General features: G+C 39.5%; 18 protein-coding genes and 2 pseudogenes. 3 read left to right on the top strand and 17 right to left on the bottom strand.

What is annotated here, in order from left to right:
• Positions 1-45 precede the first annotated feature (45 nt).
• Positions 46-699, top strand: a complete 654-nt coding sequence (locus ACWIX0_RS02870; protein ID WP_454171791.1) for an outer membrane beta-barrel protein — start codon at positions 46-48, stop codon at positions 697-699.
• Positions 700-742: 43 nt separating this feature from the next.
• Here ACWIX0_RS02870 and hypD read toward each other — a convergent pair whose 3' ends face one another.
• From hypD to ACWIX0_RS02800, 14 genes and pseudogenes are all read right to left on the bottom strand, one after another.
• Positions 743-1,918 (bottom strand): hydrogenase formation protein HypD, encoded by a 1,176-nt coding sequence (gene hypD / locus ACWIX0_RS02865; RefSeq protein WP_454171789.1) that lies wholly within the window; start codon positions 1,916-1,918, stop codon positions 743-745.
• A gap of 43 nt (positions 1,919-1,961) precedes the next feature.
• A complete protein-coding gene (locus ACWIX0_RS02860; protein ID WP_454171787.1) occupies positions 1,962-2,567 on the bottom strand; it encodes a DUF2147 domain-containing protein in 606 nt (201 codons plus the stop codon).
• Positions 2,568-2,578: 11 nt separating this feature from the next.
• The gene (locus ACWIX0_RS02855; protein ID WP_454171785.1) at positions 2,579-2,869 is read right to left on the bottom strand and encodes a HypC/HybG/HupF family hydrogenase formation chaperone; all 291 of its coding nucleotides are present in this window, start codon (positions 2,867-2,869) and stop codon (positions 2,579-2,581) included.
• Positions 2,870-2,990: 121 nt separating this feature from the next.
• Positions 2,991-3,743 carry a hydrogenase nickel incorporation protein HypB gene (gene hypB / locus ACWIX0_RS02850; protein WP_454171784.1) on the bottom strand — a complete coding sequence of 251 codons (753 nt, stop codon included), beginning with the start codon at positions 3,741-3,743 and terminating at the stop codon, positions 2,991-2,993.
• 175 nt (positions 3,744-3,918) lie between these two features.
• Positions 3,919-5,202 (bottom strand): hypothetical protein, encoded by a 1,284-nt coding sequence (locus tag ACWIX0_RS02845; protein ID WP_454171782.1) that lies wholly within the window; start codon positions 5,200-5,202, stop codon positions 3,919-3,921.
• 76 nt (positions 5,203-5,278) lie between these two features.
• Positions 5,279-5,671 carry an RNA polymerase-binding protein DksA gene (gene dksA, locus ACWIX0_RS02840; protein WP_454171781.1) on the bottom strand — a complete coding sequence of 131 codons (393 nt, stop codon included), beginning with the start codon at positions 5,669-5,671 and terminating at the stop codon, positions 5,279-5,281.
• A 9-nt stretch (positions 5,672-5,680) separates the two neighbouring features.
• Positions 5,681-6,229, bottom strand: a complete 549-nt coding sequence (locus ACWIX0_RS02835) for a 23S rRNA (pseudouridine(1915)-N(3))-methyltransferase RlmH (RefSeq protein WP_454171780.1) — start codon at positions 6,227-6,229, stop codon at positions 5,681-5,683.
• Complete coding sequence (accD, locus tag ACWIX0_RS02830) at positions 6,201-7,076, bottom strand: acetyl-CoA carboxylase, carboxyltransferase subunit beta (RefSeq protein WP_454171778.1); 876 nt, start codon at positions 7,074-7,076, stop codon at positions 6,201-6,203. Before accD ends, ACWIX0_RS02835 begins: the two co-directional genes overlap by 29 nt.
• 148 nt (positions 7,077-7,224) lie before the next feature.
• Positions 7,225-8,166, bottom strand: coding sequence for an inositol monophosphatase family protein (locus ACWIX0_RS02825; protein WP_454171776.1), 942 nt, complete (start codon positions 8,164-8,166; stop codon positions 7,225-7,227).
• 88 nt (positions 8,167-8,254) lie between these two features.
• Positions 8,255-9,745, bottom strand: coding sequence for a bifunctional glutamate N-acetyltransferase/amino-acid acetyltransferase ArgJ (gene argJ / locus ACWIX0_RS02820; protein ID WP_454171775.1), 1,491 nt, complete (start codon positions 9,743-9,745; stop codon positions 8,255-8,257).
• Positions 9,746-9,866: 121 nt separating this feature from the next.
• Positions 9,867-10,379 carry a GNAT family N-acetyltransferase gene (locus tag ACWIX0_RS02815; RefSeq protein WP_454171887.1) on the bottom strand — a complete coding sequence of 171 codons (513 nt, stop codon included), beginning with the start codon at positions 10,377-10,379 and terminating at the stop codon, positions 9,867-9,869.
• Positions 10,371-10,532 (bottom strand): annotated as a pseudogene (locus ACWIX0_RS02810) (GNAT family N-acetyltransferase); the annotation flags it as partial. The pseudogene ACWIX0_RS02810 and the gene ACWIX0_RS02815, both read right to left, overlap by 9 nt.
• Positions 10,533-10,594: 62 nt before the next feature.
• Positions 10,595-11,764 carry an N-acetyl-gamma-glutamyl-phosphate reductase gene (gene argC / locus ACWIX0_RS02805; protein ID WP_454171773.1) on the bottom strand — a complete coding sequence of 390 codons (1,170 nt, stop codon included), beginning with the start codon at positions 11,762-11,764 and terminating at the stop codon, positions 10,595-10,597.
• Between the two features lie 189 nt (positions 11,765-11,953).
• The gene (locus tag ACWIX0_RS02800; protein WP_454171771.1) at positions 11,954-12,850 is read right to left on the bottom strand and encodes a hypothetical protein; all 897 of its coding nucleotides are present in this window, start codon (positions 12,848-12,850) and stop codon (positions 11,954-11,956) included.
• Between the two features lie 141 nt (positions 12,851-12,991).
• Here ACWIX0_RS02800 and ACWIX0_RS02795 point away from each other — a divergent pair, with 141 nt between their 5' ends.
• Together ACWIX0_RS02795 and ACWIX0_RS02790 are read left to right on the top strand one after the other, a co-directional pair.
• The gene (locus ACWIX0_RS02795) at positions 12,992-13,174 is read left to right on the top strand and encodes a hypothetical protein (protein WP_454171769.1); all 183 of its coding nucleotides are present in this window, start codon (positions 12,992-12,994) and stop codon (positions 13,172-13,174) included.
• Positions 13,150-13,464 (top strand): hypothetical protein, encoded by a 315-nt coding sequence (locus ACWIX0_RS02790; protein ID WP_454171768.1) that lies wholly within the window; start codon positions 13,150-13,152, stop codon positions 13,462-13,464. The genes ACWIX0_RS02795 and ACWIX0_RS02790 overlap by 25 nt, the downstream gene beginning before the upstream one ends.
• A gap of 116 nt (positions 13,465-13,580) precedes the next feature.
• Here the strand turns inward: ACWIX0_RS02790 and ACWIX0_RS02785 are convergent, their stop codons facing one another.
• The 3 genes and pseudogenes from ACWIX0_RS02785 to ACWIX0_RS02775 all read right to left on the bottom strand — a co-directional run bounded on the left by ACWIX0_RS02785 (position 13,581) and on the right by ACWIX0_RS02775 (position 19,026).
• The gene (locus tag ACWIX0_RS02785; protein WP_454171885.1) at positions 13,581-14,927 is read right to left on the bottom strand and encodes a M16 family metallopeptidase; all 1,347 of its coding nucleotides are present in this window, start codon (positions 14,925-14,927) and stop codon (positions 13,581-13,583) included.
• A 655-nt stretch (positions 14,928-15,582) separates the two neighbouring features.
• Positions 15,583-16,635, bottom strand: a pseudogene (gene pyrD, locus ACWIX0_RS02780) (dihydroorotate dehydrogenase (quinone)); the annotation flags it as partial.
• A gap of 300 nt (positions 16,636-16,935) precedes the next feature.
• On the bottom strand, positions 16,936-19,026 hold the full coding sequence (locus ACWIX0_RS02775) for an RNA degradosome polyphosphate kinase (protein ID WP_454171766.1): 2,091 nt from the start codon (positions 19,024-19,026) through the stop codon (positions 16,936-16,938).
• Positions 19,027-19,088: the final 62 nt, after the last annotated feature.

The following is a 19,088-nucleotide window of genomic DNA, read 5'->3' as shown; positions in this document are numbered from 1 at the left end:
GGGGGGGTAAAATAATGCGTTTTATTTCACAAAAAAGGATACAAAATGGCAAACAAACTTTTAGCAAGACTATTCTTAGGCATTGGGTTATGCTTTAGCACAAACGCATTTGCAGAAAAAAGTGGTGCTTTTGTCGGGGTAGAAGCGGCTAATATCGGCATAGCAATCCTAACAACAAAAGATTTGCAAACAAAACCTAAAGAGGAAAGTAAGGTTGGAGTTGGGTATGATTGGGGGATTGTCATCGGATATAAGCAGTTTTTTAATGATTATATTGGATTGCGATATTATGCTAGATTAAACAACGCATACTTTTACTTCAGCGATGATAAACAATCCGAAACAAGTGCGTTTAACTACAATGCAAATATCGATTTTCTTTTTAATTTTATCGCTAAGGAAAATGTAGATTTTGGTGGATTTTTGGGTGTGGGTATTGGCGGGGTTAGCTACATTGGCAAACCTATCACTATCAGCACAGACACAATCCAAACACATTACACAGATGACACTTCGTTTAATGCGGCATTAAATATTGGCTTGCGTGTAAATTTTGCCACAATCCATACCATAGAGATTGTAGAGACTTTGCGACTAGAATCGCATAATCTCTTTGGCACAACGCTAAAATCTAGCAATGGAAGTGCAAGTATTTATTATCCATATACCACAAGCTTTCGCTACACGATAAGTTTTTAGAGTTTTTAAAATTTTTTTGATAGATTCTAGCTTTTTATTTCAACTAGCACGCGCCGTATTTATAATACGCCGCGCAAGCCCCTTCAGAGCTTACCATACAGCTACCTAGCGGGTGGCTTGGCACGCAGGCTTTGCCAAACACTTTGCAATCTAGCGGTTTTGCCACACCTCGCAATATATCCCCACAGCGACAGGCTTTATTATCCGCTATGGGAGTAAAATCTAGCACACTCTCAAACTCATTTAGCGCATCATACGCCCGATATTTATCACGCAATCTTAAGCTAGAATGTGCCACTTCCCCTAACCCTCGCCATTCAAAGCTAGGGGCGATTTCAAAATAAGTCTCTACTAACTCTTGGGCTTTTAGATTGCCCTGCATATTGACTGCGCGGGCGTATTGCACTTCTAGTTTTGCTTTGCCACCTTTTTGCATATCTATGGCTTGAGTGGCTAGCATAGCGATACTTTGCATCATATCCACAGGCTCAAACCCGCTCACAACGATTGGGATTTGATATTTTTCTAACAATGGCGTATAGATTTTTGCCCCTGTGATGACGCTGACATGGGAGGGTGCGATAAGCGCGTTTATCGCGCAATCTTTAGAATCTAATATCGCCTCTAGCGGTGGTGGGACAAGAATATGGTTGATATGAAAAAATAGATTTTGACATTTTGCCTCTATGGTGCGCGCTAACAATGCCGCGCTCATAGGCGTAGTCGTCTCAAAACCTATGGCAAAAAATACGACTTTTTTGCTTGGATTTTCTAGCGCGATTTGCAGGGCTTGGGCTGGCGAGTAGAGGAAGCGCACATCAGCCCCTTTTGCGCGTGCATCTTGGAGAGAGCCATTGCTCCCCGGGACTTTTAGCATATCGCCTAAGGTAAGCAAAATCACATTTGGCTGCATAGCAATGGTGTAGGCTTGGTTAATACGAGATTTTGGCATCACGCACACAGGACAGCCCGGTCCGTGTATGCACTCGATATTTGTAGGCAAAAGCCCTTTTAGCCCATATCGCATAAGCGTATGAGTATGCCCTCCGCACACTTCCATCATTTTTAGCGGGGCTTTTAGCTCTTTTGCCTTTTTACAGATTTGCTTTGCTAGGGCGAGTATTATATCTCTTTGGCGAAATCCATCTAGCAAAAGAGCAGTGCTTAAGCCTTTGCTAGATATCGCGCTTGTTGTGGTGGCAAAATCATTGTGCGACATTTTGCGTTTTCTTTGGTAGATTTTTTTGATAGATTTTATGGCGTTATGGCTTCATATTTTTAGGCAATCCATTATACGAACTCTCAACCACGCTAAAATCTGGCTTTTCGCCATTGTATTTAGCAATATCGCTTTCACTTAATGGCGTCCAAGTGAGTGTCTCGCCTAGCCAACCATTTTTATCTAGGCTAGCGCGGAGGGTTAGATTGCCATTAGATTCTATGGTGATTTTTAGGTGGTAAGTCTTGCCATCATCATAGTTATACACTTCTCCACCCTCATAGACGCATTTGTCATTATCTGTTTTTGAAAGCCCATAGACAAATACCGCTCCTTTATCCACGCGCTCTCTTAGTTTGGGATTTGGGTTTTTTATGTCTTTTTTTGGTCCGCTTCCATCGACATTTGCATAGCCATAGGCATAGATTTTGGTTTTGGATTCAGCATTTTTAGTAAAAAACTCCACGATACTTTGTCGCCCGCTTTTGCCTATGTGGGTTTTATAATGCTTAGATTTTACCCCTAGCTCACATTCTTTTGTGTGGGCAATGCTTGGCAAATGCACGCTTAAAAACACGCTAGATAGAATCCATAACGCCTGTTTGCTTATTTTGTTGCTTGCCATATTTTTGGGTGTATTTGTTTTCATTTGCGCTCCTTCTAATTTGTGTGGTTTGCATTTTGCACAATGTCGTATTCCTCATCTACATACTCTTCCTCATCGTCCATATTTTCTATGATTTGTTCATATAGCTTTATAGATTCTAGGGCAGAATCTGTGTCGATTTTGCTCATCACATAGCCGATATGTAGCAAGACATATTCGCCGATTTTTACTTCCTCTTGCATCAAATCTAGGCTTGCTTCCCTGCTAACGCCTAGTGTCTCTATGGTAGCGGTGTTGGTAGATTTGTCTATGGCTATGACTTTTGAGGGAATGGCTAGGCACATTTACACTCCTTTTGATTGGACTTGTTTAGGCTTTGATTTTGGGCTTAATGTAAGTTTAGTGTTGTGTTTGATTTTGGGTTTAGTTTTAGGTTTGTGCTAAGCCCAAAAAAACCTAAAATCCCTAAAATCTATGTTTAGAATGATACCCTCTCATTTTACAATCAATAATAAATTCGCGCACTTTTTGGATAGATTCTGCGTTGTATTTGCTGAGAAGAAATATCGGCACGCCTTTTTTTAGCTGTGATAAATCGCTACGCACGCGCTCCAAATCAAAGCTAAAATGCTCTAATAAATCGATTTTAGAGATGATAATCGCATCTGCACATAAAAACATTGTAGGGTATTTTAGCACCTTATCATCGCCCTCTGGCGTGGATAAAAGCACGATATTTATATCCGCTCCTAAGTTGTAGCTAGCTGGGCAGACAAGATTCCCTACATTTTCGATAAAAAGATAATTTGTATTTTCTAGGGCATTGCTAGATTTTAGGCTATTATAAGCATTTTCTATCATAGTGGCATCTAGGTGGCAAGCCTCTCCTGTAAGGATTTGATAGGCTTGCACGCCTTTAGCTTGCAGTCTTTTAGCATCGCGATTTGTCTGCAAATCCCCCTCTATCACGGCAAAGTGAAAATCTTGCTCAACATCAAAACTAGATTTTGCATTGTTTGCATTGTTGTTAAAATCTGCTAGGGATTCTAAAAATGTCGTCTTGCCACTGCCAGCTGAACTCATAAGGTTTATCACATATAGCCCATCTTGTGCGTATCGCTCTTTCATTTGCAGGGCTTTTTTGTCATTTTGACTTAGCACTTTTTTGAGGACTTCTACGGACTTGGTGCTTAGGTTTGGATTTTGTGTGGATTTCATTTGCGGATTTTCCTTTTTAAATAGTATTTTTGGGTTGGCTAGAATGCTTAAAATAGCTACGATGCCTTTGGGTTAGCCCCTTATGGCGAAGTAGCGATTTTGATAGGTTTATCAAAAAAAACTAAATCTATGCAACGACTGCAAAAAGCCCTACTGCAAAAAAACATAGATTTTGCTACAAAAACAACTTTAGAGGGTAGTTTTCTTTGCTCATCTTTTTTAGCTCCATATACGCCACCACCCCTCTCATATCCTCGCTATTTCGGCTAGATTGTATCTCACGCGTAGCCCTATCTATCATTTCTAGCTCTAGCAGGACAAATACAAACGCCTTATGCAATCTCTCGCTTTTATCGCTCAAATCACTAAAAACCCTTAGCCATTTATCAGGGCTTAGCCTGCTATGCGTGGATTTTGCTAGCTCCAAATAATCATCGCTATCAAACCCCACTCCATCGCCTAGCGCGATGATTTGAGCGCAATCTATCGGGCAAGATTCTAGCGTTAAGCAAGTTTGCAAGGCGTTATGAAGAGATGGTTTGTCTAAATAATCTTGCACTTCAAGGGCTTTTTTTATCTCTTTTGGCACGCCACCCTCGCAGATGACTTTGAGCGCAAATCGCCTAGCTAGCGTGGGTTTATGCGGGTCTTTTATGACTTCAAGCGCGTTTTTAGCAGATTTTAGCGCGTAGTTTTGCCAATTTTTTATCACAAATGGAGAATCTACCGACAAACGATATTTGTGTATTTCCTCATACTTGCCATTTTTTATGCTAATAAAACGCGAAAAAAGTTTATCTATGCGGGAGTTGCCACATTCGCTAGAATCCAAATTTGGCACTAAATCAAAGCGAGAAATAATGAGTGAAAGCGTGCGAAGGTGAGGGTTTTTTATCGTATTTGGGGAGGGTTTAGCATATTTGCTAGAAAATCTATCGATAAACTTAGAAACAAAATTTGGGGTAACATTTATCGCATTTGCCACCAAAGATGCAGTATCTAGCAGTTGGTTTTGTAGCTTATTTTGAGGAGGATTTTGGCTTAGCGTGGGCAATGTAGTTTTTAGATTTTGGTTTTTAGCAGTTGGGCTTTGCGTGCTAGCAATGCTTGCAAAAGCGTTTTGCGTAGGCATTGTGCTATCGCTCAAAATCGATTCTTGCAAATCTTGCAAAGATAGCGTTTTTGGCTCATTTTGCGTAGCTTGGTATAAAATTTGAGAGATTAGAGAATCCAAATCCTCATAGTTATTTCTACGAATGATAAGCGAGCGCACCCAACTATACGCAAAAAACAGCGAGCTAGAGACAAAAAACACACCCAAAATCAGCACTATCCATACAGCAAAAGGCAGGCTAATCCCAAATGCACTATGCTCCTCCCCACCCATACTCATATATGCCGTTATATACACAGCGATGATAAAAAACAACGAAAACAACGCGTAGTATTTAAATTTCAATTTCACTCCTTGATTTTGCTTTTTTATGGTTGATTTTTGCACATATTTTAATGTAGATTTTACATTTTTATTGCCATTACTCGCCTATTTGTTCGCTAGATTTTATATCACCTGCTTTTTGAGATTTTTCATACACTTCGCGACAATCGATACAATACCTAGCGTGAGGCTTTGCCCTAAGCCTATCTGTGCCTATCTCATCATCACACATTTCACAAATCCCATAAGTCCCCTCCGCAATCTTTTGCAAAGAATTTTCAACTTCTTGCAATTCTAAAGCATATTTTTCAATGATTAAACAATCAAGCTGTCCTTGAATATGCGCTACTGCTAGATCGCTACTATCTTTTAGCGCACTTGAGTGCAAATCTTTGATATTTCCATTGCGAGAATGCAAAATCTCTAATAGGCTTTTATGCCTACTTTGTAATATTTCTCTAAGTTCCATAATATCCTTAGGTTTTGGCATTTTTGCTCCTTATTTGTGATATGGGTGGTGGTGGATAATGCTAAGAGCGCGATAAATCTGCTCTAGCAAGACAAGTCGGACGATTTTATGTGAGAAAGTCAAATCACTTAGGCTTATAGCCGTAGTCTTTGAGAGAAACTCATCATCAAATCCATAAGCCCCTGCGATAAAAAAACTTAAACCTCCTTTTTGGCTTTGATTTTGCGTGCTTTGCTCGATAAGTTTGGCAAATTTGATACTATCTAGCTTTATGCCTAATGGGTGAAGCGCGATAGAATTTAGCTTGGTATCCACAAGGGGTGCTAGGGCTTTTGTGTAGGCGGATTTTACTTGTGAAAAACTTTGATTGCTGTGTAGATTTTGGGCTTTTTGTAGTTTTTTGTTATCCCACGATTTTCTGTTGTGTTTGTAGGCATTTTTTTGGGCATTGTCTATGTCGGTATTAAAGATAGATTCTACGCATATATCAGCACTAAAGCTCTTGCATAGCTTTTGATAATGCCACTCTAGCGGAGTCATAGGCATCGACTTAGATATGGTGTAAAGCGATATTTTCATAGCCATAAGGATTTAGATAAAGACTTAAATCTTTTAGGGTTTTTTTTAGCTCACCCCTTGCCACCACCATATCGATTAGCCCGTGCTCTAGCAAAAATTCCGCCGTTTGAAACCCCTCTGGCAAATCCGCTCCAATGGTTTGCTTTATCACCCTCGCCCCTGCAAATCCTATCATCGCACCGGGTTCTGCGATGATAATATCCCCCAAAAATGCAAAACTAGCACTAACCCCCCCAAATGTCGGGTCTGTAAGCACAGAGAAAAACGGCAATGAATGCTCTTTTAAGCGATTTAGCGCGGCAGAAGTTTTTGCCATTTGCATAAGAGAATAAGTGGATTCTTGCATTCTTGCCCCACCGCTTGTAGAAACGATAAGCAAAGAATGCTTTTTTTCACACGCTCTATTGATGGCGCGGACGATTTTTTCCCCCTCTACTGAACCTAGAGAACCACCCATAAACGCAAAATCAAACACCACGATTTGAAAAGGCACTTTTTCTATCAGCCCTTCGCCTGCGATAACAGAGCTAGGACGCCCTGTTTTTTGGGTGTATTTTTTTACCCGCGCTTTATAGCTCTCTTTATCCACAAAATTAAGCGGGTCAATGGGGGCTAGCCCCTTATCATACTCGATAAAACTATCACTATCACAAAGCAGGGCGATTCTCTCATTTGCCGAGATTCTAAAATGATGATTGCATTTAGGGCAGACTTGCCCGTGCTCATAGACTTCTTTATAATACATTAGCGAGCCGCATTTATCGCACTTCACCCAATGGCTTGAAGTGTCTTTGCTACTTCGCTCTTCATCGCGTTTGAGGTTTTTTAGAAAATCTACAAAACCCATTGCTATCTCCTTAAATTCGCGTTATATTATGCTGTGTTATGTATTTTTTAGCAAAATCTTGAAATCTTAGCCCAAACCTTAGAGAAGCCCTATTTCAAAATCTTAATCCCAAAAGCCTTAATCACAAAATCTTGGCAAATATAAAGGGCTATTCCAAAATCGCATTTGAAACTATATCAAAAACTTCTTTATACTTGCTAACAAGCAAAAAGAATGAGCCGTTTTTATCCACTATCTCTTTTGTATGCAAATCCCGAGCCAAAAACTGCCCAGCCATAGCATCATATCGCCTACTTTTGCCACCTAGCAATAAAAACCTAGCCTCTAGGGCATACACCCACGATAGCGCACCAGCACCCAAAGAGCGAAACTTGATATGATGAGTATGTAGCCTTGCTACGATGCTAGGATTGCAATAAGCCCGCTCAAAGATTCCACATTTTGGGATTAGATTTTGTAGATTTTGCTCTCCATCTTGTCCTTCTTGCGACACTGCCTTTTTATCCAATCCACTATCCACAAAACTACGCAAAATCTCTTCTCGAAAAAGATGAAATTTGACATAGCTAAGTTGTTTGCTAGATTTTGTGTGGCTAGCGTGGATAGACTGCGCACTAGATTTTGTGCTATGCGTGTTATCACTACTTGCACTTGCGCTATTTTTTAACCCAAAATCCCCCCACAAAAGCCTATCATAAAACACCTCGCCACTGCAAAAATTGATAATACACGCTTCTTTTACCTCGCCATTTTTATCGCATAATGCCAAACTAGCACCATAATATGGGATATTTGATTTGTAGTTATCACTGCCATCAAGCGGATCTAGCACGATAATATCGCTAGATTGCCCACTGCATTTGATAAGCCCGCTCTCTTCAGAATCTATACTTGCAATCGTTAGTAGCTCATTGCAAAACTCCCCCTCGCATAGCAAATCCGCTCCTATGCTTATATCCCCTCCAGCTCCTCTACTATGTCGCACAAACATTTCTTGCCCTCTTTTAGCAAGGATTTTGGCTAGTCTCCCCCCTGCCCTTACACAGCCATTCAAAAATTCACTTTGTGCTAGCAAGCTAGAATATGTCATTTTTGTTCCTTACAAATCCCTTAAAAAGCGATTCACGCCACGCATTTAGCACCATTTTAGCACCACAAATAAGCCCAAAATCTAAGCACTACGAGCGATAATCCGCATTTATATTCACATAGCTAGGTGTCAAATCACAGCCATACGCCTTAGCAGATTTTGCCTTTTTGCTAGCCCCCTTGCTTTTTAAATCAGCAATTATTGTAATTTCGCTATTTTTTAGAATCTTTGTTGCCCTTTTTTCATCAATGCTTAAAGCCTCGCCATTTTGCATTATAGCGATGTTGCCAGCTTTGCTAGATATGCTTAAATCTAACTTCTCTTTTGCAAAATCCACTCCCACATAGCCCATAGCACAAAGGATTCTACCCCAATTTGCGTCATTGCCATACATTGCGCATTTCACAAGGTTTGAGCTAATGATAGATTTTGCTAGTTTTCTAGCTACACGCTTAGATTCTGCATTTTGGATGATAGCAGTGATTAGCTTGCTAGCTCCCTCGCCATCTTTTGCGATTTGTCGTGCCAAATCATCACACACCATTTCTAGCCCTTTTAGAAATACTTTATAATCCACACTTCTTTCATCTATGATAAGCTCATTTTTCGCGCTTTTATTGCTTAGGGCTAGCACCATATCATTGGTAGAAGTATCCCTATCTACGCTTATCATATTAAAGGTATTTTTGGTTACTTTTTTTAATGCCTGCTGAAGTAGCTTTTGAGAAATATTTATATCTGTGATGATAAATCCAAGCAATGTCGCCATATTTGGGTGTATCATACCGCTACCTTTGGCTATGCCTGCTATGCGGACTTTTGCGCCATTTTTGCTTCTAAATTCTAGCGCGCATTGTTTTTCTTGCGTATCTGTTGTCATTATCGCTTTTGCGGTGTTTTGTGCGTTTAGTTTGGTGTTAGATTTTGCTTTGGCTAGATTTAGGATTCCTTTTTTTATCTTTGGCATAGGCAGAGGCACGCCTATCACACCTGTGGAAGCTAAAAGCGTAGAGTGAAAATCTATATCTAGCGCGATAGACGCGCTTAGGGCGGATTCTAAGCAGTCTTTTTTGCCCCTCTCCCCCGTGCAAGCATTTGCATTGCCTGCATTGATGATTACGGCGTGAAAATAGGGCGTATCTTTTAGCCTAGCGATATTATGCTCTACGCACGCAGCGCGGACTTTATTGCGCGTAAAAACGCCCGCCGCTACGCAAGGAATCGCGCTATAAATCAACGCCATATCAAGCCTATCTTTGTATTTTATCCCAGCTTTGATTCCAGCATATTCAAAACTACTTAGGGCTTCAAGCCCATTTTTTAGGATTTTAAAACGATTTTGTGGGGCACTTTGTAAATCTTTGGATTTGGTTGAGGGGTTTTTTTTAGCAGAATGTGTTGCGTTTGCATTAAGTGGCGTTAGATGAAGTGTAGTGGATTTGTTTGTAGAAGTTTTTTGTTTGGTAGCAGGAGTTTTGGGGGATTTTGTAGATTTTTTGTTGCGTAGATTTTGGATTATTTGGCTTGGGGTTAGCGGTGTGGATTTTGTGGTTTGACTTGGCTTTAGAGTATTATTCATCGCATATCCTTAATAAATAAAATTTTTCAAAATGCTGAAAAATCTCTGCATAAAAAGTCTTTTAAAAAAACTTTTGGGATTTTACAACATAATGTTTAATTTGGCAATTTTTAGATTTTGCCTAGATTTTCTTTAGCGTATTTTTGGTATTTAGACTTAGCTCATAACGATTTGCATTAGCCCTCAAATCCCAGCCCTGCGTTTTCCAAAACGCATTGCCGATTAGATTTTCACTAAAAGCGATTAGGGCTATGGAGCTAATCTTTTCCCTCCTAAATCCCTCTAGCGCATACGCCACCATAGCCTTGCCTATCCCACGCAATCGATAGTCTTTATGCACGCAGGCATGGTAAATACTGCCATAGCGTCCATCGTGTCCGCATAGAATGCTGCCTACGATTTTTTTATGTGCGTTTTTTTTATTTGCAATTTTTTTATGCGAAATTTTAGAGTGTGTGTTTTTTTTATGCGCGATTTTAGAGTGTGCTTGTCCTAGTTTATCTTGTTTATGCAAGTCTAATGCTTGCTCGCTAAAATCGCTAGAATCATCACATTGTGCGACAAAATCTACATTTTCTCCAAAAATTTCTGCTCCAAAAATTTCGCCACTAGATTTTGCACTAGATTCGCTCACTTCAGCTACCACACTTAGATTTGGATTTCTCTGCAAAAACCGCTCTACTCCCTCATAAGAATCATCTACACTGCGGATATAAAATCCCTCGATATGCTCCCACAAATTTGCCACACTCTCATAGTCATCAATTTTCATCGGGCGGATATGTATGTTTGGGATATGTATGTTTGTGGGGGTTTGTGAAAATGGCATTTTAGATTCTTTGATAAAAATTATGGAAAAATCGGCGTAGATTCTAGCCCGCTTGTTTCATCGATACCAAAGGCTATATTCATATTTTGCACCGCTTGCCCAGCTGCGCCTTTGATAAGATTATCTAGGGCGGCGGTGATGATTATGCGATTGGTTCGAACATCAAAATATGGCGCAATATCTACAAAGTTGCTCCCCTCCACCCAGCGCGTTTGCACACTCATACCCTCCTCCAAAATCCGCACAAATTTTTCCCCCGCATAAAAATCCTTATAAACTTGTGTTAGCAAGTTTTTAGCAGAATCTTTTTTGCTAGATTTTGCGTTTTGTAACTCACGCCCAAAATCCGCACTTGGAGTGGCATAAATACTAGCAAATATCCCTCGATTCATCGGCACAAGATGAGGGGTAAAACTAAGTGTGATATTTTGCCCTGCTAGCGTTGAGATAGCTTGCTCTATCTCGGGCGTGTGGCGATGAGAGGCGACACCATAAGCTTTAAAATTTTCCACCACTTCGCAAAAAAGATTGTCCATTTTCGCGCTTCTGCCCGCACCTGAAACGCCAGATTTTGCATCAATGATGATGCTAGAAATGTCTATTTTTGGACTAGATTTTGAGCTTTTTTTCTCGCTTAGCAATGGTGCAAGGGCTAAGATAGAGCAAGTAGGATAACAACCCGGATTTGCGATAATCCTAGCAGATTTGATACTATCTCTATTTAGCTCACAAAGCCCATAGATAGCTTCTTTTAGTAGTTTTTGGTTGCTATGGGCGGAGTGATACCATTGCTGAAAGACACTTGGATTTTTTAGTCGAAAATCCGCGCTTAAATCAACTACCTTTGTAGAATCTAAAATCCCATCATCTAAAATCTTTGCGCAAAAATTATGCGGTGTCGCACAAAAAAGCACATCTATTTGCTTTGCTAGCTTAGCTAGATTTTCGCCATTTACGCATTTAGTAGGCAAAATCTCAAAAAAGTTTTGATACGCTTTGAAATAAGACTGCCCTTCAAAACTTTGAGAGCCAAGCCAAATAATATCTGCATTTGGGTGAGAGATAAGCAAGCGCACTAGCTCATTTGCCGTGTAGCCACTTGCACCTAAAATCCCTACTTTAATTGTTGTGCTTTTTGGTATTTTTGCATTTTTTGATGAATGTGTATGTTGTGTATTTGTATGTGCCATATTTTGCCTTGCTGTGCGATTATCTAGGCTGTGCCACTTAGATTTGTAAATCAAAATTATATATCAAAAATATGCTTTTTAGGTTTTTTCGTGCGAAGTATTAAACAATGCCTAAAATATCGACTAAGCCACATCGTATCACGCAAAAATCTGCACTACACAAAATCATATTTTCTAAATCAAAAATTTTTAAAATCCAAGCCCGATTTCTAGCATTGTGCTAATGTTTTGCGTGCGCGGATAATACACATCGCTAGCACCACCAAAAGCGACTTTGCGCGAAGAATCTACATAGTAGTAAATCACACTTAGCCTACCATACCAAGATTGTTTTTTGATACCTAGATTATTTCCAAAAAGTCCGATAAATGCCTTTACTTCGTGGCTGTTTTGATTTATAAGCGAGGTAGTATCATTTGTTTTATGCACTTTTGTGGGGAATTGCGGATTTGGACGATCAGAGCTAAAATCTCTAAAAATATGCGCTCCATAGACAATATAGCCATAAGAAATGCCATACTCTAGCCCGATAATATCATTTAAGTGTCGCATACTTAGTAGGCTTGTGCCAAGTGAGAGTAAAGTCGTATATGGAAAGTTAGATTCCACTTCATAAAGATTTGCACGAAATGAAGTAAAAATATCAATAAAAATAGGCGTTTCTAGCGGATAAACATTTATACCTGTGTGCGCACTAACACTAAAATTAAAATTTGTAGAATAGTTTGCTAGATTTGGTATGGTGGTGTTTTGATTAGATTTTATACTCGCTGCACCTGCGCCAAAATCCGCATCCACTCCAAAGCTAAACCACTCTTTCCACCTGCGAAAATGCACTGCTAAATATGCCCCGCCCTGTGTTAGATTTGGATTTGATTGCGCTGTGCTATGATGGGCGACATAGCCACCTATGCCCACTTTGTAGTCATTGCACCATAAGTCATTGCAAGAATAGCTTATCGCTAAAGTGCCAAAGCAAAAATACAGCAAAACGAAGTAGCCCAAAATTTTATAAAAACTATTGCTTTTTATTTGTGGATTCCTTTGACTTTTGTGATTTTTGGTGTGGATTTTGATATACGCCATATTCTAGCCTTAATCGACTTTTAGTAAATGCCTAAAAATGAACTTCTAAAACACACTTAATGTCAAAATGTTTTCATTCATCTCAAATGCTTTGCTATTAACAAAGAGGGGGTATCTGTCATTGCGAACAAGTCGCAAAACTTGTGTGGCAATCTATCATCTTGTCATACTGAGCGAAGCGAAGTATCTCACGATATAAATAAAATAGAGATATTTCGCGCTTACGCGCTCAATATGACAAAAAACAATAGGAATACTTCTGTTGCTTCGCTAAATCAGTATGACAAATGGATTTTGGATTGCCATGCTTTTTTCACTCGCTAGCAATGATGAGAGTAAAATCCTCTTTGCAATGGGAAATTTTTCCATTGTCATACTCAAGTTTTTGCAAAAAACAAAAATATCTCGTCATAGAAAATAACAGCAGAGATATTTCGCTAACGCTCAATATGACAATATATTCTTTCATCATTGCGAGCGGATTTTATACAATGTATGAAATCCGCGTGGCAATCTATGATAAACCCACCCCGCAAAGGATAGAGGACAAGAGGTTTGCAAATCTGCAAGGGAGGTGGAAATTCTGTCCTTTGCGAGATTCTAGGCTTTTGTAAAAAACTAGAATCGTGGCAATCTATGTAATAAAAATCACAAAATACAACAAATGTCTTTATCCCAAAATCCCAAATATGCCCCACAGATTTTGCTATTCAAAAAACACGCAAAAAAACTAAATGCGGTTTTTTAGTATCGCCACGGTTAGCCCATCTTCTATGAAATATTTATTTGCAACCGCTTGTATATCCTCCAAAGTAAGATTTGCAAACCTCTCCTCATACTCAAGCAATGGCTTAAGATTGCCCATCACCAAATATCGCCCAAAGATTCCCGCCACCGAGCTAGCTTTGTTGAGCCCAAATACAAAACTTGCACGCATATTTACTTTGACTTTGTCTAGCTCTTTTTGCGTGATTTTGCCTTTTTTTACCCGCTCCAAAATCGCTAAAATCTCTTTTTGTAGTTTTTTTGCCTCCACGCCTGCATTGCCCGCCGCCATAAAAAGAAATATCCCGCTATCTTTTAACGCCATAGCCGAAGCAGAGACTTCACTAGCGATATTTTTTTTATCCACTAGCTCTGCATCTAGGAGGGCTGATTTGCCACCGCTTAGGATTTCAGATAGCGCGGATAATGCCACTTGGTCTTTGTCCTCAAAATTTGGGATTTTATACCCCATAAGTAGCCATTCTATCTCGCTTTCTTTTTTGACTATGACTTCGCGGTAGCCATCTTGGGCAGGCTCTATGATTGTGGGGCGAGGGACTTTGTTTTGGGCTTTTTGTGTGAGATTTTGGCTATGTTCTTTTTGGTTATTTTGGGTGTTTTTGATTTTGCTAAAATGCTTTTTTGCGCTATCAAATACGACTTTTGGCTCTATATCGCCTGCGACTACGACTATGGCGTTATTTGGCTGATAATATTGCCGATAAAACTCCCTTATATCGCCTATATCCCAGCCTAAAATATCTCCCATAAACCCGATGGGCGTCCAATGGTATGAATGGTGCAAAAATGCGGTATTAAAAAACCGAAAATATAGATACCCCACAGGCGAATTATCCGTCCTCCATCTACGCTCTTCAGCCACTACTTGTCGCTCAGGCTCAAATTCCTTGTCATTTAGGCTTAGATTTTCCATAAGCTCTGAAAAAAGCTCCAAAGATTTATCCACATTTGCCGCGCTTGATTTAATGTAGTATTGCGTGTAGTCAAAGCTCGTAGCGGCATTATTTGTGCCACCAAAACCTTTTACTATTTCATCAAATTGCCCAGCTTTTAGATTTTTGGTTGATTTAAAGCTTAAATGCTCTAGCATATGGGCTATGCCACTTTTGCCCATCACCTCATCTCTAGAGCCGACTTTATAAAATACATTTGTCTGTATCACACCACTTTTGTTATCAAGCGGGATTACGACTACTTCTAGCCCATTTTCAAGCCTTATTTGCTTAAAATCAGGCAACGCGCTTTTTGCTTTTATTGCGTTATTTTGCGGATTTGCACCTGCGATACTCATACATACTCCTATCATTAGCATTATTTTTTTTACGCATTTATTCACTAGGATTCTCCTTCAAAGTTATGACTAGATAAAATCGCTATTCTAGCCAAAATGAGAAAACGCATTAGAATCTTAATATGATAAGTTTGGGAAATATCGTGCATAAAATTGATAGTTTTGATGAAAAGCAAGATTTTTGCAAGATTTTGTCATATTTAGATTTTGAATCAAAAAATAGACTATCTTTTATAAACTCTTATAAACCTTAGCACATACCCATAAAATCATAATGACTAAAATCTAATCACTAATGCAAATAACAGCGGACAAAAGCAAAAATCAAAATGCCTTTGCCCGCGTAAATCTACGCATTTTATGATTTTGTGCTAGGGCGTCTTGTGCGCGTAGAGTTTGTTTTAGTAGAATTGCTTTTATTCGCACTAGAAGTGTTGCGTTTTGTAGTAGATTTTGCGCTAGATTTTGCCACATTAGCAGGGCTTTTTTTTGCACTCTTTTTGTCGTTTGCCTCATCGGCAAAAAGAGAATCTATATCGATTTTATGTTTGTGGGATTTTTTATCCCCCTTATCATCTTTGCTTGCTTTTTTGTCTTTTTTATGTTTGGCTTCATCGTGGCTTTGCTTTTGTAGTCGTTTTTTGCCTTTTTTGCCTAGCTCTACGCCTATCGCCTCGCCTATATTGCTAAATCCATCGGCTTTCAAAAATATCTCTAGCTCCTTATTGATAGTGCTACAAAGAGTAGGTCCCTCATAAATAAACGCCGTATAAACTTGCACAAGACTAGCTCCTAAGCGCATTCGCTCATACACATCTCTAGCACTTGATATGCCACCTACGGACATTATCACCCCTTTGCCAAAAAACGCATTTGCAAGTTCGCGCAACACTTCCAAACTTTTTTCTTTTAGCACTTTGCCACTTATGCCACCATTTTTTGGACTAGCTAGCAGGGTAGAATCTGTCGTAGTGTTTGTCGATATGATACCGCTAGCACCGCTTGATAGCGCACTATCGCAGACTTTTAGCATTTTGTCTATGTCTAAATCTGGGGAAATTTTTAAAAACACAGGTTTTTTGGTGTGTTTTTGCGCCATTTCAAATAGTTCTTTGACAAATTTTTCATTTTGTAAATCGCGTAGTTTAGGGGTGTTTGGCGAAGAGAGATTGAAAACATAATAATCCCCCACCTTTAGCACATCTTTTAGGGCATCCTGATAGTTATAAAGAGAATCTTTGATTTCGACATCTTTATTTTTGCCTATATTTACGCCGATAGGTATGCTAAATGGGTGGTATTTTTGTATGTTTTTGGCAAACTCTTGGCTACCGCAGTTGTTAAAACCCATTTCATTTTGGAGGCTTTCCTCATCGATATGGCGAAAAAGTCTAGGCTTTGGGTTGCCTGCTTGAGGGATTTTGGTAATCGTGCCTAGCTCTAAAAATCCAAATCCTAGCGCACCTAGTGCTTTTACCATTTCTCCATCTTTGTCAAACCCCGCAGCAAGCCCCACAGGGTTATAAAAATCAAGTCCGCAAACTTTGGTTTTTAGCATTTGGGATTTGTATCCACCGCTGATTTTTAGTAGCAAATCATCAGCAAAGGGAATATCAGGCAGTTTGTGAAGCACTGCTTTGACTAGGCTATGCGCTCTCTCTGGATCTAGCTTAAAAAGCACGGGACGGATTTTTTGGTATAGGCTCATTTTGTTTCCTTATGTTTGGGATTAAAAAATCTAAGGCATATAAACTAAGGCATTTTAAAGCGCGTTGTTGCAACGATTTAGGCAAAATCTTTGCTCACAAAAATTTTATTTGCAACAAAATCTTTTGCTTCCGCCAAAATCTTTTGCTTCCGCCAAAATCTTTTGCTTCCGCCAAAATTTTTGTTTTACGATGCAAATTTACAAAATCTATTTTGCTTTTTTGTCGTTTTTTTAGCCCAAAATCTTAGCAAAATCTTTATGCAAAATCTACCAAATCGCTTCAAAGTCTAATAAAAACTTTTAAGATTCTCCCACCATTCGTTGCAATAATTTCTTTGCTTTGGTGTTTTGGGCTGATTCTTTTTTGACAGATTTGCTCGCCTCATTGACAAACCTTTCATACACCACTTGCGAAGAGATAGGATTTTCTTTTGGTGTTGGGATTTTTTTATACTCGCCATCGCTTTGTAGCTGGTGGATTTGGACATTATCACTTAGCTGAATATTTACGATTTCTATTAGCTTATCAGCGATAGTTTTATTTGTCGCGGGCGTAAGTAGCTCTACTCTGCGCTCCAAATTTCTAGGCATCAAATCCGCGCTTGCAAAAAATACCTTTTCTTTTGAATGCGCAAAATAGTAGATTCTAGCGTGCTCTAAATATTTGCCGATAATCGAAAACACGCGGATATTTTCGCTTAGCCCCTTTACATTTGGGCGCAAACAGCATACCCCGCGAATGATTAAATCTATCTGCACGCCCGCTTTTGAGGCTACATACAGCGCGTCTATGACATCAGTATCGACTAGGGCATTTGCTTTTAGGATTATCCGTCCTTCTTTGCCAAAGCTAGATTCTGCTTTGATAAGCTCTAAAATCTTTGGTTTTATCTGCGTGGGCGCGGTAAATAGCGTTTGAAGTTTGCTTTTGTAAGAACTACCTGTGGATAGAGAATGGAAAAACTTAATGGCGTCATTTCCAATATCTTTGTTTATGGTTAGCAAACTAATATCTGTGTAGATTTTTGCCGAAGCGGTGTTGTAGTTGCCCGTGCTAAGATGGACATATTCGGTTAGTTTGTCTCCTACTTTTTTGATGACAAGGGCGATTTTTGCGTGCACCTTTAGCCCGGGGACTCCATAGATGACATGCGCTCCTGCGGATTCTAGCGCACGAGCCCAATGCAAGTTATTTTCCTCATCAAACCTAGCTTTTAGCTCGACAAGCACCGTTACTTGCTTATCCTCTGCTGCTTGAATCAATGCTTTGACAATGGGAGAGTTTTTGCCCACACGATAAAGCGTCATACGAATAGATAGCACATTTGGGTCTTTTGCTGCGGTTTTGATAAAATCCACCACAGGATCAAAACTCTCATAGGGGTGAAACATCACAATATCTTGGGATTCTATCGTACCTAGGATATTTGACTCGCTATCAATAGGTGGCAAAGACTTTGGCACAAAAGGCGCAGAACCTAGATGAGCAAAATCTTTTGCTCCCACTAGCTCCCATAGCGTGCCTAGATTTAGCAAAATATTATACGAATAAATGTCTTCTAGCGGAATATCCACTTGCTTTTGGACAAAATCTTTTAGCTCTTTTTTGCCCTCGCCTACTTCAAGTCTAGTGATTTCCCCTCGCTTCCTCGCTCTCAAAGATTCACTCATAAGCTGCATAAAATCATCAGCTTCATCTTCCTCGATTTCAAAATCTGCATTGCGCGTAACGCGAAAAGGAATATAATGCTCCACACTATGCCCCAAAAATAGCTCTGAAGCAAACTCCCCTACGATACTTTCCACAGGGACAAACACGCCTTTATCAATCTCTACAAATCGCTTTAGCACGCGTGGGATTCGTATGATTCCGTATTTGATTTCTTTGGTTTCGTTGTTTTTTAGCTCGATAACGATACCAAAGCTAAGGTTGTTTAGATGAGGGAAGGGGTGAGTAGAATCCACCACGATAGGAACGATGATAGGATAAAGATAGTTGATAAAATAATCGTGCAGAGCGATTTTTTGGGTTTTGTTTAGCTCATCTAGGTTTTTTATTTTTAGCCCCTGCTTATCAAGTGCGGTTTTTATCTCGCCAAAAAGTTTTGCTACTTCTGTTTTTTCGCTGTGGATATACTCCCTTATGGCGTTTAGTTGCTCTAAGGCAGTGAGTTTATCTGCGCCCACTTTTGTGATTCCGCTTGCATAGAGCCTTTTTAGTCCCGCTACGCGAATCATATAAAACTCATCAAGATTTGTGCCATAAATCGCTAAAAACTTTAGCTTATCAAGCAATGGCAATTCTGCCCTACGCGCTTCATTTAACACACGCGAATTAAACCTTAGCCACGATAACTCTCTGTTGAAATATTTTGTATCGACTATTTCCACGCTTAAACTCCTTATATGTGATTTTGTATTGTCGCGTTTATGGCGATTTTTGATATTTTATT

Source organism: Helicobacter sp. T3_23-1059, assembly GCF_053654515.1.
This window is presented reverse-complemented; position numbering and strand designations above follow the sequence as displayed.

Excerpts from the sequence above, each read along its gene's own strand:
- ACWIX0_RS02785 (WP_454171885.1), bottom strand. The coding sequence starts at position 14,927 with ATGAGTATCGCAGGTGCAAATCCGCAAAATAACGCAATAAAAGCAAAA.
- ACWIX0_RS02825 (WP_454171776.1), bottom strand. The coding sequence starts at position 8,166 with ATGACATATTCTAGCTTGCTAGCACAAAGTGAATTTTTGAATGGCTGT.
- ACWIX0_RS02855 (WP_454171785.1), bottom strand. The coding sequence starts at position 2,869 with ATGTGCCTAGCCATTCCCTCAAAAGTCATAGCCATAGACAAATCTACC.
- ACWIX0_RS02870 (WP_454171791.1), top strand. The coding sequence starts at position 46 with ATGGCAAACAAACTTTTAGCAAGACTATTCTTAGGCATTGGGTTATGC.
- ACWIX0_RS02800 (WP_454171771.1), bottom strand. The coding sequence starts at position 12,850 with ATGGCGTATATCAAAATCCACACCAAAAATCACAAAAGTCAAAGGAAT.
- argC (WP_454171773.1), bottom strand. The coding sequence starts at position 11,764 with ATGGCACATACAAATACACAACATACACATTCATCAAAAAATGCAAAA.
- accD (WP_454171778.1), bottom strand. The coding sequence starts at position 7,076 with ATGGGTTTTGTAGATTTTCTAAAAAACCTCAAACGCGATGAAGAGCGA.
- ACWIX0_RS02835 (WP_454171780.1), bottom strand. The coding sequence starts at position 6,229 with ATGAAAATATCGCTTTACACCATATCTAAGTCGATGCCTATGACTCCG.
- hypB (WP_454171784.1), bottom strand. The coding sequence starts at position 3,743 with ATGAAATCCACACAAAATCCAAACCTAAGCACCAAGTCCGTAGAAGTC.
- hypD (WP_454171789.1), bottom strand. The coding sequence starts at position 1,918 with ATGTCGCACAATGATTTTGCCACCACAACAAGCGCGATATCTAGCAAA.
- argJ (WP_454171775.1), bottom strand. The coding sequence starts at position 9,745 with ATGAATAATACTCTAAAGCCAAGTCAAACCACAAAATCCACACCGCTA.
- dksA (WP_454171781.1), bottom strand. The coding sequence starts at position 5,671 with ATGCCAAAACCTAAGGATATTATGGAACTTAGAGAAATATTACAAAGT.
- ACWIX0_RS02860 (WP_454171787.1), bottom strand. The coding sequence starts at position 2,567 with ATGAAAACAAATACACCCAAAAATATGGCAAGCAACAAAATAAGCAAA.